The following is a 14,595-nucleotide window of genomic DNA, read 5'->3' as shown; positions in this document are numbered from 1 at the left end:
CGCATTCCCAATAACAAAAGAAGGACGGCACCATGAGCGCTTTAACCTTGAAACTTGCCACCCAACTCGCCAGCCAGGCCCTCACCGCAGGCCGCACGATCTCGGCTGCGCCGCTGACCATCGCGGTGCTCGACAGCGGCGGCCACTTGATCACCCTGCAACGCGAAGACGGCGCCAGCCTGCTGCGCCCACAAATCGCCATCGGCAAGGCCTGGGGCGCGATTGCACTGGGCAAGGGCTCGCGCCTGCTGGCGCTGGACGCACAGCAGCGCCCGGCGTTTATCGCCGCGTTGAACAGCCTGGGGCAGGGCAGCGTGGTGCCGGCACCGGGTGGGGTGTTGATTCGCAATCATGACGGGCTGGTGCTGGGGGCGATCGGGATCAGCGGCGATACCTCGGATATCGATGAGCAGTGCGCGATTACGGCGATTGAGGGGGTGGGGTTGTTGGCAGATGCGGGGGTTTCTGCTTGATTCTGTGGTGACTGTAAGGGCCTCTTCGCGAGCAAGCCCGCTCCCACACTTGGCTGCATTCCAAAGGTGGAACTCGGTCAAGTGTGGGAGCGGGCTTGCTCGCGAAGGCGGCGACCCGGTCTTGGCTTTAAACCCAAATCGCATCCCACAACGGATAGTCGCCAATCCGCTCTACCAACCCTGCTCGCAGTGGATTGGCCACCACATACCTGGCCATTTTTACCAAATCATCCTCCCTGCGCAGTGCCCGATCATGAAAACCGGTTTGCCAAAGCCGGCCCTTGCGCCCGGTTGCACCATTCACCGATCGCGTACTTTTGGATTTCACCTGACACATCAAATCCCCCAACGAGCCTTTTTGCAGTTCGATCAGCCAGTGGAAATGGTCTGGCATCACCACCCAGGCCAATGAATTAGCCAGGCCTTGGTATTGGGCCAGTCTGAACTGCCAGACCACCAGGCGGCCGAGGTGAAAGTCGCCGAATAGTGGGACTCGCTCCTGGGTGTTGGTGGTGATCAGGTAGACGCGGTTCGGTTCGCTGAACCGCCCGATGCGCAGGCGGTGTGAAGTCGCTAGATCAGGCATTCCATGGCCTCTCTTCAGATGGGTTCTGAGAGGCTAGATCTCGGTGGCTGACGCTGATCGGCAGGCTTTTGGCAGGATGTGTCTGGATGGGCGCTTTCGCGAGCAAGCCCGCTCCCACATGGGGTCTGCGGTGTTAATACAATTTATGTCTCGCGCGGATCAAAATGTGGGAGCGGGCTTGCTCGCGAATAGCACCGGCACCTCGGCCCATCAGCCCAACTCACACCCCTTCAACACCAACCGAATAATCGTTTGCGCCGCCGCCTCATAATCCGCCTCATCCAGCTTGGCTTTGCCGGTCACCGCCGATATCTGCCAGTCAAAATCGGCATAGGTCTGCGTCGCCGCCCAGATGCTGAACATCAGGTGGTTGGGGTCTATGGCGGCGATCAGGCCGCGATCTACCCAGCTTTGGATGCAGTTGATGTTGTGCTTGGCCTGGGCGTTGAGCTGCTCGATCTGCTCGGGGCTCAGGTGCGGGGCGCCGTGCATGATTTCGCTGGCAAACACCTTGGATGCAAACGGCAAATCGCGGGAGATGCGGATTTTCGAGCGGATGTAGTTGCTCAGCACCACCGACGGCTCGCCCTCGGGGTTGAACGGTGTGGAGGCGGCCAGGATCGGCTCGATAATGCTTTCGAGCACCTCTCGGTAGAGGTTGTCCTTGGACCTGAAGTAGTAATAGACGTTGGGCTTGGGCAGCCCGGCCTTGGCGGCGATGTCGCTGGTTTTGGTCGCGGCGAAGCCCTTGTCGGCAAACTCCTCGCTGGCCGCCCGCAGGATCTTTTCTTTATTGCGCTCGCGAATGGTGCTCATAAACCAGGAGTTTCCTTGCCAGATCGGCGGTTGTGCATGGTAGCACCGGCTATCCGCGAGCCTCAAGAATGCGCCCGTAAAGCTTTGCGCCGCGCTATGCTCGGCGTTTCTCATTCTTATGGAAGCCCGATTGATGGCAGGAAGCAGCTTGTTGGTATTGATCGACGATATCGCCGCCGTACTCGATGACGTTGCGCTGATGACCAAAATGGCCGCCAAGAAGACCGCCGGCGTGCTGGGCGATGACTTGGCACTCAACGCCCAGCAGGTTTCCGGCGTGCGCGCCGAGCGGGAAATCCCTGTGGTGTGGGCGGTGGCCAAGGGGTCGTTTGTCAACAAACTGATCCTGGTGCCGGCGGCATTGCTGATCAGCGCCTTTGCGCCGTGGGCGGTCACGCCGCTGTTGATGCTCGGCGGCGCCTATTTGTGTTTTGAAGGCTTTGAGAAGCTTGCGCACACCTTCTTGCATAAACGCACCGAAGAACAGGCTCACCTGGTTGAAGCCGTGGCTGATCCGGCGACTGACTTGGTGGCATTTGAGAAGGACAAGATCAAAGGTGCAATTCGCACCGATTTCATCCTCTCGGCGGAAATCATCGCCATCACCCTGGGTACCGTTGCGGATGCGCCTTTGATGCAGCAAGTGATAGTGCTGTCGGGCATCGCCATTGTCATGACCATTGGCGTGTACGGGCTGGTGGCCGGTATCGTCAAGCTCGATGACCTGGGTCTGTGGCTGACGCAAAAGCCCGGCCAGGCGGCTCGCAGTATCGGTGGGGCGATCTTGCGCGCCGCGCCTTACATGATGAAAAGTCTGTCGGTGATCGGCACAGCGGCGATGTTCATGGTCGGCGGCGGCATACTCACCCATGGCGTGCCGGCGGTGCATCACTGGATCGAGACGCTCAGCCAGAGTGTCGGCGCGGCGGCGTGGTTGATGCCTACGTTGCTCAACGCAGTGGCCGGGATTATTGCCGGGGCGCTGGTGCTGGCCGTGGTTTCACTGGTAGGCAAAGTGTGGCGCGCGCTGAAACGCTAGATTGGCATTCGGCGGGTATATAGATACTATGCTAATCATTAGCTAGCTATCTATGTGTTCGCTGAATGAAGCTTTCCACGTTTCAACTGCCTGACTTCTGGCAAGCCACCCTGGCGCCCTCGCGGGACGATCTGCTGTTTGCGTTGCGCAACATGATCGCCGGCGGGGTCGCGTTGTATCTGGCCTTTTGCTTGGACTTGCAGCAGCCGCAATGGGCGCTGACCACGGTATTTATCGTCGGCCAGTCCACCAGCGGCATGGTCTTGGCCAAGGGTGCCTATCGGTTACTGGGCACGTTTGTGGGCGCGGCGGCTTCGGTGGTGATGATTGCTGTCTTCGGCCAAGCGCCTTTGTTGTTTCTACTGTGCATGGCGTTGTGGTTGGCGTTTTGCACCACAGGCGCGTCGTTGCTGCGCAATCACGCCTCTTATGGGTTTGTGCTGGCGGGCTACACCACGGCGATTATCGCGCTGCCTGCGACTGCGGCGCCGCTTGGGGTTTTCGATGAGGCGGTAGCCCGTTGCCAGGAAATCAGCCTGGGGATTCTCTGCGCGTCTATCGCCAGCACGATTTTATGGCCGCGCCGGGTTGAGCAGACGCTGGCGGTTCAAGGCCGTGCGGCCTGGCAGGCGGGCCTGCGCGCCGCGGCGTCGGAGCTGCTGGGCACCGATCAGCGCAAGGGGTTGCTCGAAGCACTGGGCCGTTTGGTTGCAGTTGATGCCCAGCGTGACCATGCCTGGTTCGAAGGCCCCAAGGGCCGGCGCAGATCCCAGGCGCTGCGGGTGCTGAGCCGGGACTTGCTGGGACTCTTGCGCGCGGCCCGCGGCGTGGCACGGCAGCGACTGATGCTGGAAGATGCGACCCGCGTGGCGCCTTGGGTGGACGAGGTGGCCGCGACGCTACAGCAAGAGCGGCCCGATGCGCTGCCTGCACTCTCGCAGCGCCTGAGGTTGGCGCTGGGTGATCCAGGTTTGAGCGCGGAGGCGCACTTTTGCCTGGTGCAATTGGCCGAGGTGCTGCGCTTGATCGATGTGGGCGCATTGACCCTGGCGGCCGTCGAAGCTGGCAGGGTGCCGCCCGGTGCGCCAGGCGCCCTGTCCTGGCATCGGGATATCGAGCAAGGCGTGCTCGGTGGGCTGCGCAGTGCCTTGGCGTTTCTGGCCGTTGCGGCATTCTGGATTTTTACCGACTGGCCGTCGGGCCTGGGTGCAGTGTCGATCAGCGGCGTGGTCTTGAGCCTGTTTGCCGCGCGGGAAAACCCTTCTGCGTCGGGCCTCAATTTTCTCAAGGGCATTGCGCTGTCGATCCCGATAGCCGGCTTTGTGCGCTTTGCCTTGTTGCCCGGGTTTGATGCTTTCGCGCTGTTATGCGTGGCGTTGGGCGTGCCGTTGTTTTTCGCCTCGCTGTGCATGAGCCGGGTAAAGCTGGCCGCCACAGCCTCGGCGTTTTGCATCTTTTTCGTCAACAACGTCGGGCCCAGCAACCTCATGAGCTACGACATCGCCGCCTTTCTCAACAAAGCTATCGCGACCCTGGTGGGCGTCGGCATTGCAGTGCTGGTGTTTCGCCTGATCCAGCTCAACCCTGGCGAGCGACACTACCGGCGTATGTTCAAGGCTTCGTTGTTCGATTTGGCGCAGTTGACTTCGCGCCCTCTGGAGCAAGCCGAGAGCTGGTTTGGCGGGCGCATGGCCGATCGCTTGATTCGCCTGTCACGCTACAGCCAAACCTTGCCCGCCGAGCGTCGTACCCATTGGGATAATGGCCTGCTCGGGTTGGACCTGGGTGATGAGTTGCTGGAGTTGCGTGCAAGCCTTGCGGGCAGCCAGGGCGCCTTGGCTGGCGAGCGTGATAATTATCTGCGGCAGTTGGCGGTGATACTCAGGCACGCGGGGCCAGGCTTGGCAACGGCGGGGATGCTGGATGGGCCAAGTGCTGCACTGCTTCAAGCACTTGAGCAGCCGTCGGGGTTGACGGAGCAGGATCGGGAGATGGCCAGGGCGGCGGTGCTGCAGTTGCGGTTTACCTGGCAGAAATGGTGTCAACGGGGCGTTGAGCAGTAGGAGCTGGCGAACCAGCTCCTGCAGGGAGGTTACTCGGCGATCTGCAACTTGCGCGACTCGGTATAGATGTAGCGCACCTTTTCATACTCAAACGGCGAGTTCATCTGACCGTAGCGGAAGCTGGTCTGGTAGCGCTTGTCGACGGCGCGCAAAGCCCAGATTTCCGGGTGGTTTTCGCTGACCTTGGAGACGTTGAGGAAGTTGATCTCGGTCTCGGCGCCGTAGTCGACGATCAGGCCGGTAGTGTCACGCAGGTTCGAGGGCCCGAAGATCGGCAGCACCAGGTAGGCGCCGCCAGGGACGCCGTAGAAGCCCAGGGTCTGGCCGAAGTCTTCGCTCTGGCGCGGCAGGCCCATGGCGGTGGCCGGGTCCCACAGGCCGGCGATGCCGATGGTGGTGTTGAGCAGCAGGCGCCCGGTGGTTTCCAGGGAGCGGTGGCCCTTGAGTTGCAACAGGCTGTTCACCAGGTTGGGCACATCGCCCAGGTTGTTGAAGAAGTTGCTCACACCGGTACGCAGGAAGCTGGGAGTGACGTAGGTGTAGCCGTTGACCACCGGCAGGAACACCCATTGGTCGAAGCGGTAGTTGAAGTGGTACACGCGGCGGTTCCACGACTCCAGCGGGTCATAGACGTTAAGTGCCGTCAGTGATGAACGCTCGAATTCACGCTGGTCCAGGCCCGGGTTGAACTTGAGTTTGGTCAGCGGTTCCTTGAAGCCGTCGGCGCCGACTTTGACCGGCTCGTGGGCCTTGCTGTTGTCGGCATTGGCCACGCCTGCGCACATCAAGGCGGCAAGCAGCAGAAGATATTTAGCCACGGAAGAACTCCAGCATGGCGTCGGCGTTGACGCGGTAATTGAGGTTGCCGCAGTGGCCGCCCAACGGGTAGACGGTCAAGCGATCGCCGAAGGTTTTACGCAGGAAACCCAGGTCGCCAGGGCCGAGGATCAAGTCGTCGGCGTTGTGCATCACGGCAATTTTCGGGCTGTCGTGCAGGTAGTCCTTGAGGGCATACAGGCTGACCTGATCGATCAGTTGCAGCAGGCTGCCGCCGTCGGAGCGCGCGCGCCACATCGGGATCACTTGTTCGGTGAGGTAGCAGTCGAAATCGCATTGCAGCGCACGCTTGAGGAACGGCGTGAGGCTGGTGCCTTCGGTGATCGGGTATTTCGGCGGGATGATCAGGCCGCGACGGTTGATCAGGTCCGAGGTGAAGGCAATGTCGGCCGCCGAGAAGCGGAACGAGGTGCCGATCAGCATCGCCATCTGTTCGTTGGTCAAGTGCTGCTTGGACTGCTGGAAGTCGTAGAGCAGGGCATCGTTGAGGTCGATGTAGCCTTTTTGCTGGAAGTAACGGGTCAGCTTGCTCAGCACCAGCTCATAAAACGTGGTGGTGTTGTTGATGCCCTTGACCTCGGTCTGTACCAGCTTGTCGAGGTTGGTGATCGAGGTGTAGAGGTTGACCGGCGGGTTGAGCAGCAGCACTTTCTTGAAGTTGAAGCTGCGGCGGGTCTCGTCGAGCTTGCTCACAAATGCCGCGTCCAAAGCGCCCAGGCTGTAGCCGGAGAGGTAGTAGTCGGTCACCGGCAGCGTGGAGTTCTGCGCGCGCACCGCCTGCATCACGCGGTACATGTCTTCGGCGTCTTCCTGGGTAATGCCGGGAGTGGCGAAGCGCGAAGCCGCGGCGATGAAGTCGAAGCTGGTGGGCGAGGACAACTGGACCACGTGGTAGCCGGCTTTGTAATAGAGCTTTTTGAGGTATTCGTTGATGCTGCTGTCATACCGCGCACCGGTGCCGGAAATCAGGAAAATCAGCGGTGCGGCGTGGTCTTGCTTGGCGATGCGGTAGGTGAGTTTCTTCACCGCCCAGAAGTTGTCCGGCAGGCTGAACTGGCGCTCAGGGCGCATGGTCAGGCTGTAGTCGGACTGGTTGATCTCGTCGTCGCTCGGCAATTGCGGGCGCAGATTCGGCGGAGTGGTGGCGATAGTCGCTTCGAACGGGTTGGTCAAAGGGTAGCCATAGCTGGCTGGGTCGATATCGACGGCCAGTGCTGACGCACTCAAAAATAGGCTGCCCAGCAAGGCAGCGCAGCGCAAGGAACGGAGCATGACTTAATCCCTAAGAGGAAACGTGCTGAATGAAGTTCGCAGGCTATGACCACCGCGTTGCCACCGAAGTGCCAGCCCTCGGCACTAAAAGTCGGAAAAAACCACGGAATCGGGGTAATAGTAGCCAGAAGATACACGTTGCCATGCATTGATGAACACTAATTGTGTGTATGCGCCTTGCTAACGGCTGCCGGCGCATTAAGCTGAGCGCCGTTTTTGCCTATCGGAGTACCCCATGTCCCGTCGTTTGCCACTGATCCTGCTGCTTATTGCCCTGCCGTTATGGTTGGCCGCCAGTTATGGCGCCCGTTACGGGTTTATGGAAGATGGCCAGTGGGTGGGGGTCTGCGTTGACGAGGCCAGCCGCTGGGAATGCCAGTTGCGCTCGAACCTGGGGCTGATGATTCACTTCAAGGTATTGGGCTGGGCCGCATTGGTCACGTCGGTGCTGGCGTTTTTTGTGCCGGGGCGAGCGGGCTGGGGTTTGGCGGTGTTGGGGATGGTGTTCGGGTTGCCGGCACTGGCGTTGTATAACACCACGTTTGCGGTGTTTGCGGTGGTGATTGCGGGGTTGCGGTTGGTCAGGAAGCCTCGGGGCGTCTGATAGAGCCTCATCGCAGCGGTGCGACGATTCGACAAGCCAGTTCCCACATTAGATTGGGTGCATCCCATGGAATGCGGTCGAATGTGGGAGCTGGCTTGCCTGCGATAGCATTTTTAAGCTTTGCGCACCCGCAAGCAACGCCACAACGCTACAACCATCAACCCGCTGACCACCGCCCAACCCCACGCCTGCTGGTTCAGCAAGCCTTCGCGATACAGCTGCGGCGCAATGCCGGCGCCAATAATGAAGGCCAGCAGCGCAATCTCCCGACGCGGGCCGGTGACCGGGCGAACCAGGTAAACCAGTGCCGGCAATACCAGTGCCGCACTTGGGAAGCTGCGATAGCGCGGGTCAAACACCAGCGCCAGCATCATCACTGCACCGGCGAACCCGGCAATTGCCACCAGCCAACCTGCGCGTTGCTCCAGCCAAGTGAAGGCGCGTTCCCGCCAAGCTTCCCGAGCGCTTAAAGCCAGCGCGGCATGGGCAAGTACCAACAGGTTCAACACCACCAGTAAGCCCGCCCACACCCATTCATCGTTGAAACGTGCTGTGACACGGGTCAGCTCGGCCCAGGTGCCAATGGAGCAGGCGGCCACTACGCCGAGTAATGGCAGCATGAATGCGGCACGCGCGCTGCGCACCCGACCGCCCAGTGCCAGAGTGCCCAGCAGAATCAGGCCGCCGATGCCCAGCCACAGCGGCCAATACGGCACGTTACTCACCGGCCCGGCAAGGATGCCCTTGTCCTGGCGGTCGGCGTCAAACAAGCCCCAGTAACCACCGACTGCACCTTCGCTGGCGCGTTTCCACGGCTGGTCAAACGCTTCGATCAGGTTGTAGCGCCAGCCATTGGCCTCGGCCATGGCCACAAAACCACGCATGAACTTGGCCTCGTTGACCCGGCTCGGCACCGCGGTTTCGCGCTGGCGGCCTTCGCTGGGCCAGCCGGTCTCGCCGATCAGCACATCTTTAGGGGCGAATTTGTTGCCAAAGGTCTGGCGCACATCCCCAACATGCTTGAGGGCCTGGTCGATGCCCGACGGGTCATCTTCCCAGTAGGGCAGCAGGTGAATGGTCAGGAAATCCACCGCCGGGGCGATTTCCGGGTGTTGCAGCCAGAACTCCCACACATCGGCATAAGTGACCGGCTGCTTGATCTGGCTTTTGACCTGATGGATCAGCGTCACCAACTGCTTGGCGGTGACTTCCTTGCGCAGCAGGGCCTCGTTACCGACGATCACCGAAGTGACCACATCGGGGTTGGCATTGGCAGCAGCAATCAGTTCTTTGATTTCTTTTTCGGTGGCCACCGGGTCACTGCTGACCCAAGCGCCGGCCATCACCTTCAAACCATGCTTGCGCGCCATGCCAGGCAGGGCTTCCAGGCCGGTCATGGAATAAGTGCGGATGCATTCAAAACGGGTGGCCAGCAGCGCCAGGTCGGCGTCCATGCGCTCAGGGCGCAGTTTGAACGGCTGGTCGAACGGCGACTGGTCCTTGTCGAACGGCGTGTAGGACGCGCATTGCATCTTGTGGCTGGCACTGGCCACATCCGGCAACACCACCGGTCGGCCAAGGCCGTACCAATAGCCGACGAGGGCAAGCACGCCGAGGATCAAGGCGCAGAAATAGGGCAGGGCAGGAAAGCGGGCAGTCGCGGGCATGGTCAGCTTATCTGGGGGAGCAAAGGCGCGCATCTTACCCGGATTTAGCCCGTCCCAGTGGGGCTGCATAATTTAGACATGCAAAGTTCGGGCGGGAAATTGACGCCAAGTCCTAAGAACTGTCCTGCTGGCGATGTGATGTCGTTTCTTGCTTACCCGAGGTCGCTGACAGAGCAGGTCCAAGGCCCCGGCAGGTTGATGATCGAAGTGTCAGCACTCCACTGGCGGCGCACCACCGTGATCGACGCGCGTGAAGGGGGCGCGATGCACCCTATAACAACAGGTTGACGTCGCTCGGCATCCGCCGAGCGCAGCACTTTCGGGGAAGTATTATGAAGATGCGACGACTCTTGGGCGCAGCTGCCACTCTGGTAGTTGCGATGGGCTCCACACTGGCCAGCGCCGACAGCAAAACCCTGAGCATCGGCTATGTAGATGGTTGGTCCGACAGCGTTGCCACGACCCATGTGGCAGCCGAGGTGATCAGGGAAAAACTCGGTTACGACGTGAAACTGCAAGCGGTCGCCACCGGGATCATGTGGCAGGGCGTAGCTACCGGCAAACTCGACGCCATGCTCTCCGCCTGGCTGCCCGTGACTCACGGTGAATACTGGACCAAGAACAAGGACAAGGTGGTCGACTACGGCCCCAACTTCAAGGATGCCAAAATTGGCCTGATCGTGCCGGAGTACGTTAAAGCCAAGTCCATCGAAGACCTCAAGACCGACACCACCTTCAAGAACAAGATCGTCGGCATCGACGCCGGTTCAGGCGTGATGCTCAAGACCGACGAAGCCATCAAGGCCTATGGCCTGGACTACAAACTGCAAGCCAGTTCGGGCGCTGCGATGATCGCCGAGCTGACCCGTGCCGAAGACAAGCAGGAATCCATTGCGGTGACCGGCTGGGTGCCGCACTGGATGTTCGCCAAGTGGAAACTGCGCTTTCTGGACGACCCAAAAGGGATTTATGGTGCTGCTGAGACCGTCAACAGCATCGGCAGCAAGGGCCTGGAGAAGAAAGCGCCGGAAGTCGCCGCTTTCTTGAAGAAATTCCAGTGGGCCTCCAAGGACGAAATCGGCGAAGTGATGCTGGCAATTCAAGAGGGCGCCAAGCCTGATGCCGCGGCCAAGGATTGGGTCGCCAAGCACCCTGAACGTGTCGCCGAGTGGACCGCAAAATAAAGCACTAACCCTTGTGGGAGCGGGCTTGCCCGCGATGGCGGCGTATAAGTCACAGATGTTTTGACTGATACACCGCCATCGCGGGCAAGCCCGCTCCCACATTAGCCTCGCACGCCCGTAAACCCTCGCTACACTCCCTCTACTACTAAGGTCGTCTGGAACCTGTTCCGCAGCCGCATACAGTGGATATGTTCCAAAATAATAAAAAGCTGTGCTGCGAGGATAAAAACAATGAACGACAGCATTTACCTCTCGATTCAAAACAGCCCGCGTTTCAAGGAGCTGGTCAGAAAAAGGGAAAGGTTCGCCTGGATTCTCTCGGCGATCATGCTAGGGCTTTACTCCGCTTTCATCCTGTTGATTGCCTACGGGCCACAAATACTGGGGGCCAAACTCAGCCCCGGCTCATCCATCACCTGGGGCATCCCCATAGGGGTCGGCCTGATTGTCTCGGCCTTTGTCCTCACCGGCATCTATGTACGACGCGCCAACGGCGAATTCGACGACCTGAACAATGCGATTCTCAAGGAGGCTGCGCAATGATCCGTCGTCTATTGGCTGTACTTGGCGCTTCGGTCTTTGCGCCCGCCGTTTGGGCGGCGGATGCATTGACCGGTGAAGTGCACAAACAACCGCTGAACGTTGCAGCGATCCTGATGTTCGTGGTCTTCGTCGGCGCGACGTTGTGCATCACCTACTGGGCGTCCAAACGCAACAAGTCGGCGGCCGACTACTATGCGGCCGGCGGCAAGATCACCGGTTTCCAGAACGGCCTGGCGATTGCCGGCGACTACATGTCGGCGGCGTCCTTCCTGGGGATTTCCGCGCTGGTGTTCACCTCCGGCTACGATGGCCTGATCTACTCGATCGGCTTCCTGGTGGGCTGGCCGATCATTCTGTTCCTGATCGCCGAGCGCCTGCGTAACCTGGGCAAGTACACCTTTGCCGACGTGGCGTCCTATCGCCTGGGGCAAACCCAGATCCGCAGTCTGTCGGCCTGTGGCTCGCTGGTGGTGGTGGCGTTCTACCTGATCGCGCAAATGGTAGGGGCGGGCAAGCTGATTCAGCTGCTGTTCGGTCTGGACTACCACGTAGCGGTGATCCTGGTGGGTATCCTGATGTGCATGTATGTGCTGTTTGGCGGCATGCTGGCAACCACTTGGGTGCAAATCATCAAGGCGGTGCTGTTGCTGTCCGGTGCTTCGTTCATGGCGTTGATGGTGATGAAGCACGTCAACTTCGACTTCAACATGCTGTTTTCCGAGGCGATCAAGGTTCACCCTAAAGGTGAGGCGATCATGAGTCCCGGCGGCTTGGTGAAAGATCCGATTTCGGCATTCTCGCTGGGCCTGGCGCTGATGTTCGGTACGGCCGGCCTGCCGCACATCCTGATGCGCTTCTTCACCGTCAGTGACGCCAAGGAAGCGCGTAAGAGCGTGCTGTATGCCACCGGTTTCATCGGCTACTTCTATATCCTGACGTTTATCATCGGCTTTGGCGCGATCCTGCTGGTGAGCACCAACCCGGCGTTCAAGGATGCTGCAGGTGCCTTGCTCGGCGGTAACAACATGGCGGCGGTGCACCTGGCCAACGCGGTGGGTGGCAGCATTTTCCTCGGCTTCATCTCGGCCGTGGCGTTTGCCACCATCCTGGCAGTGGTTGCCGGTTTGACCCTGGCCGGTGCTTCGGCGGTGTCCCATGACCTGTACGCCAGTGTGATCAAGAAGGGCAAGGCCAACGAGAAAGATGAGATTCGCGTGTCGAAGATCACCACCGTGGCGTTGGGCGTGTTGGCGATCGGCCTGGGTATCCTGTTCGAAAGCCAGAACATCGCGTTCATGGTCGGCCTGGCGTTCTCGATTGCTGCCAGCTGTAACTTCCCGGTGCTGCTGCTTTCCATGTACTGGAAAAACCTCACCACCCGTGGCGCCATGATTGGCGGCTGGCTGGGCTTGATCAGTGCCGTCGGCCTGATGATCCTTGGCCCGACCATCTGGGTGTCGATCCTGCACCATGAAAAAGCGATCTTCCCTTACGAATACCCGGCGCTGTTCTCGATGATCATTGCGTTCGTCGGCATCTGGTTCTTCTCCATCACTGACAAGTCGGCGGCGGCAGAAAAAGAGCGTGCGCTGTACTTCCCGCAGTTTGTGCGTTCGCAGACTGGCTTGGGGGCAAGCGGAGCGGTTAATCACTAATATTTGTAACGGTTACAAAAAAATGCCCCGGTCGTGAGATCGGGGCATTTTTTTGCTTTTATTGGTAACGGATTTCACAAAACAGTTTCTCAACGCTTGCATCAATAAAGTGCCTCTACGCCGATCGTTCCCATGCTCTGCGTGGGAATACAGCCATGGACGCTCTGCGTCCCGGTTGGCGCTGGCCTCCGGTCTTGCGCTCAATTCCTGCACAAATAAAAACGGCCTCCTTGTGAAAGGAGGCCGTTTTTAAGACCAAATAGTTAGATGCTTACTTGCGATCTTCCAGTTTGGTGATATCACGCGACTCGTAGCCGGTGTACAGCTGGCGCGGACGGCCAATCTTGTACGGGCTGGAGAGCATTTCTTTCCAGTGCGAGATCCAGCCGACAGTGCGTGCCAAGGCGAAGATCACGGTGAACATGCTGGTTGGAATGCCGATCGCCTTGAGGATGATCCCCGAGTAGAAGTCGACGTTCGGGTACAGCGAGCGTTCGATGAAGTAAGGGTCGGTCAGGGCGATCTCTTCCAGGCGCATGGCCAGTTCGAGTTGCGGATCGTTCTTGATGCCCAGCTCCTTCAACACTTCGTCGCAGGTCTGTTTCATCACGGTGGCACGCGGGTCACGGTTCTTGTAGACGCGGTGACCGAAGCCCATCAGTTTGAACGGATCTTCCTTGTCCTTGGCCTTGGCGATGAACTTGTCGATGTTGGACACATCGCCGATTTCATCGAGCATGGTCAGCACGGCTTCGTTCGCACCGCCGTGGGCAGGGCCCCACAATGCGGCAATGCCGGCGGCGATACAGGCGAACGGGTTGGCACCCGAAGAACCCGCCAGACGTACGGTGGAGGTGGAGGCGTTTTGCTCGTGGTCGGCGTGGAGGATGAAAATCTTGTCCATCGCCTTGGCCAGCACCGGGCTGATCGGTTTGATCTCGCACGGGGTGTTGAACATCATGTGCAGGAAGTTTTCCGCGTACGTCAGGTCGTTGCGCGGGTACATCATGGGTTGACCCATGGAGTACTTGTAAACCATTGCGGCCAGGGTTGGCATCTTGGCAACCAGGCGGATCGCGGAAATTTCGCGATGCTGCGGGTTATTGATGTCCAGGGAGTCGTGATAGAAGGCCGACAGGGCGCCGACTACACCGCACATGACGGCCATCGGGTGGGCGTCGCGACGGAAGCCGTTGAAGAAGGTCTTCAACTGCTCGTGAACCATGGTGTGGTTCTTCACGGTGCTGACGAACTGGGCTTTCTGCTCAGCTGTTGGCAATTCTTCATGCAGCAGCAGGTAGCAGGTTTCCAGGTAGTCCGATTTCTCGGCCAACTGTTCAATCGGGTAGCCGCGGTGCAGCAAAATACCATTGTCACCATCGATGTAGGTGATCTTCGACTCGCAAGAGGCGGTCGACATGAAGCCTGGGTCGAATGTGAAACGGCCCGTGGCCGTCAGGCCCCGTACGTCGATAACATCGGGACCAACGGTGCCGGTTAAAATGGGCAGCTCGACGGGGGCTGCGCCCTCGATGATCAACTGCGCTTTTTTGTCAGCCATGTGGCCTCCTATTTATGCTTCAAATCATCAGACAGACCCCCCACGCAGGGCCCGCACCACTATATTGATATAAATCCAGATGTCAATTTGCCTAAAGTCTTGCTCCAGAAGGCTTTAACCATACTTTTTCGTCGAAATTGACTGCCATTTACGCCTTTTATACCGCCAGCGCAATCCGCTATTAGGGTGAGGAGTGCGCGTTGTCATTAGTAACCTAACTGTCTATACTCGGCCACCGACCGCCAAGGGCTTTTGGGCTTGCTTTCATTGGGGGTCGCACTCCCTGGGTGGTGCT

The 14,595-nt window shown here is 59.4% G+C and carries 13 protein-coding genes; 7 read left to right on the top strand and 6 right to left on the bottom strand.

The genetic code is table 11. The annotated features are described in order from the left end of the window. The first annotated feature begins 32 nt into the window (after positions 1-32). Complete coding sequence (locus AB4P96_RS22505) at positions 33-473, top strand: heme-binding protein (protein WP_056857113.1); 441 nt, start codon at positions 33-35, stop codon at positions 471-473. Between the two features lie 127 nt (positions 474-600). Here the strand turns inward: AB4P96_RS22505 and AB4P96_RS22500 are convergent, their stop codons facing one another. Both AB4P96_RS22500 and AB4P96_RS22495 read right to left on the bottom strand, forming a co-directional pair. Continuing rightward, positions 601-1,059: a transposase gene (locus AB4P96_RS22500; protein WP_099549031.1), complete on the bottom strand. Its 459-nt coding sequence runs from the start codon at positions 1,057-1,059 to the stop codon at positions 601-603. Positions 1,060-1,269: 210 nt separating this feature from the next. After that, on the bottom strand, positions 1,270-1,875 hold the full coding sequence (locus tag AB4P96_RS22495) for a TetR/AcrR family transcriptional regulator (protein WP_017136243.1): 606 nt from the start codon (positions 1,873-1,875) through the stop codon (positions 1,270-1,272). Positions 1,876-2,008: 133 nt separating this feature from the next. Here AB4P96_RS22495 and AB4P96_RS22490 point away from each other — a divergent pair, with 133 nt between their 5' ends. Further along, positions 2,009-2,914, top strand: coding sequence for a DUF808 domain-containing protein (locus AB4P96_RS22490; RefSeq protein ID WP_017136244.1), 906 nt, complete (start codon positions 2,009-2,011; stop codon positions 2,912-2,914). A gap of 65 nt (positions 2,915-2,979) precedes the next feature. Next, positions 2,980-4,977 (top strand): FUSC family protein, encoded by a 1,998-nt coding sequence (locus AB4P96_RS22485; RefSeq protein ID WP_186617341.1) that lies wholly within the window; start codon positions 2,980-2,982, stop codon positions 4,975-4,977. A 29-nt stretch (positions 4,978-5,006) separates the two neighbouring features. On the opposite strand, the gene AB4P96_RS22480 is transcribed toward AB4P96_RS22485, so the two are convergent. Continuing rightward, the gene (locus AB4P96_RS22480; RefSeq protein WP_017136246.1) at positions 5,007-5,795 is read right to left on the bottom strand and encodes a VacJ family lipoprotein; all 789 of its coding nucleotides are present in this window, start codon (positions 5,793-5,795) and stop codon (positions 5,007-5,009) included. Further along, positions 5,788-7,086: a serine protein kinase PrkA gene (locus AB4P96_RS22475; RefSeq protein ID WP_017136247.1), complete on the bottom strand. Its 1,299-nt coding sequence runs from the start codon at positions 7,084-7,086 to the stop codon at positions 5,788-5,790. Before AB4P96_RS22475 ends, AB4P96_RS22480 begins: the two co-directional genes overlap by 8 nt. Before the next feature lie 235 nt (positions 7,087-7,321). On the opposite strand from AB4P96_RS22475, the gene AB4P96_RS22470 reads away from it, so the two are divergent. Beyond that, positions 7,322-7,690, top strand: a complete 369-nt coding sequence (locus AB4P96_RS22470) for a hypothetical protein (protein WP_099549028.1) — start codon at positions 7,322-7,324, stop codon at positions 7,688-7,690. A 113-nt stretch (positions 7,691-7,803) separates the two neighbouring features. Here the strand turns inward: AB4P96_RS22470 and AB4P96_RS22465 are convergent, their stop codons facing one another. Beyond that, positions 7,804-9,357, bottom strand: a complete 1,554-nt coding sequence (locus AB4P96_RS22465; RefSeq protein WP_186617343.1) for a glycosyl hydrolase family 17 protein — start codon at positions 9,355-9,357, stop codon at positions 7,804-7,806. 332 nt (positions 9,358-9,689) lie between these two features. Here AB4P96_RS22465 and AB4P96_RS22460 point away from each other — a divergent pair, with 332 nt between their 5' ends. From AB4P96_RS22460 to AB4P96_RS22450, 3 genes are all read left to right on the top strand, one after another. Beyond that, on the top strand, positions 9,690-10,541 hold the full coding sequence (locus AB4P96_RS22460) for a glycine betaine ABC transporter substrate-binding protein (protein ID WP_017136250.1): 852 nt from the start codon (positions 9,690-9,692) through the stop codon (positions 10,539-10,541). 231 nt (positions 10,542-10,772) lie between these two features. After that, positions 10,773-11,084, top strand: a complete 312-nt coding sequence (locus tag AB4P96_RS22455) for a DUF485 domain-containing protein (protein WP_017134441.1) — start codon at positions 10,773-10,775, stop codon at positions 11,082-11,084. Continuing rightward, positions 11,081-12,739, top strand: a complete 1,659-nt coding sequence (locus AB4P96_RS22450) for a cation acetate symporter (RefSeq protein WP_017134442.1) — start codon at positions 11,081-11,083, stop codon at positions 12,737-12,739. The genes AB4P96_RS22455 and AB4P96_RS22450 overlap by 4 nt, the downstream gene beginning before the upstream one ends. A gap of 271 nt (positions 12,740-13,010) precedes the next feature. On the opposite strand, the gene gltA is transcribed toward AB4P96_RS22450, so the two are convergent. After that, positions 13,011-14,300, bottom strand: a complete 1,290-nt coding sequence (gltA, locus tag AB4P96_RS22445; RefSeq protein ID WP_170039970.1) for a citrate synthase — start codon at positions 14,298-14,300, stop codon at positions 13,011-13,013. Positions 14,301-14,595 lie beyond the last annotated feature (295 nt).

The sequence above is a fragment of the Pseudomonas sp. B19125 genome (assembly GCF_044218855.1).
GTDB lineage: Bacteria > Pseudomonadota > Gammaproteobacteria > Pseudomonadales > Pseudomonadaceae > Aquipseudomonas > Aquipseudomonas edaphica.
Note: the sequence above shows the minus strand (reverse complement) of the source record. Positions and strands in the feature narration are given on the sequence as shown.

Coding starts and splice junctions, on each gene's coding strand:
- AB4P96_RS22460 (WP_017136250.1), top strand. CDS start 9,690: ATGAAGATGCGACGACTCTTGGGCGCAGCTGCCACTCTGGTAGTTGCG.
- AB4P96_RS22465 (WP_186617343.1), bottom strand. CDS start 9,357: ATGCCCGCGACTGCCCGCTTTCCTGCCCTGCCCTATTTCTGCGCCTTG.
- gltA (WP_170039970.1), bottom strand. CDS start 14,300: ATGGCTGACAAAAAAGCGCAGTTGATCATCGAGGGCGCAGCCCCCGTC.
- AB4P96_RS22470 (WP_099549028.1), top strand. CDS start 7,322: ATGTCCCGTCGTTTGCCACTGATCCTGCTGCTTATTGCCCTGCCGTTA.
- AB4P96_RS22505 (WP_056857113.1), top strand. CDS start 33: ATGAGCGCTTTAACCTTGAAACTTGCCACCCAACTCGCCAGCCAGGCC.
- AB4P96_RS22490 (WP_017136244.1), top strand. CDS start 2,009: ATGGCAGGAAGCAGCTTGTTGGTATTGATCGACGATATCGCCGCCGTA.
- AB4P96_RS22500 (WP_099549031.1), bottom strand. CDS start 1,059: ATGCCTGATCTAGCGACTTCACACCGCCTGCGCATCGGGCGGTTCAGC.
- AB4P96_RS22485 (WP_186617341.1), top strand. CDS start 2,980: ATGAAGCTTTCCACGTTTCAACTGCCTGACTTCTGGCAAGCCACCCTG.
- AB4P96_RS22475 (WP_017136247.1), bottom strand. CDS start 7,086: ATGCTCCGTTCCTTGCGCTGCGCTGCCTTGCTGGGCAGCCTATTTTTG.
- AB4P96_RS22450 (WP_017134442.1), top strand. CDS start 11,081: ATGATCCGTCGTCTATTGGCTGTACTTGGCGCTTCGGTCTTTGCGCCC.
- AB4P96_RS22495 (WP_017136243.1), bottom strand. CDS start 1,875: ATGAGCACCATTCGCGAGCGCAATAAAGAAAAGATCCTGCGGGCGGCC.
- AB4P96_RS22455 (WP_017134441.1), top strand. CDS start 10,773: ATGAACGACAGCATTTACCTCTCGATTCAAAACAGCCCGCGTTTCAAG.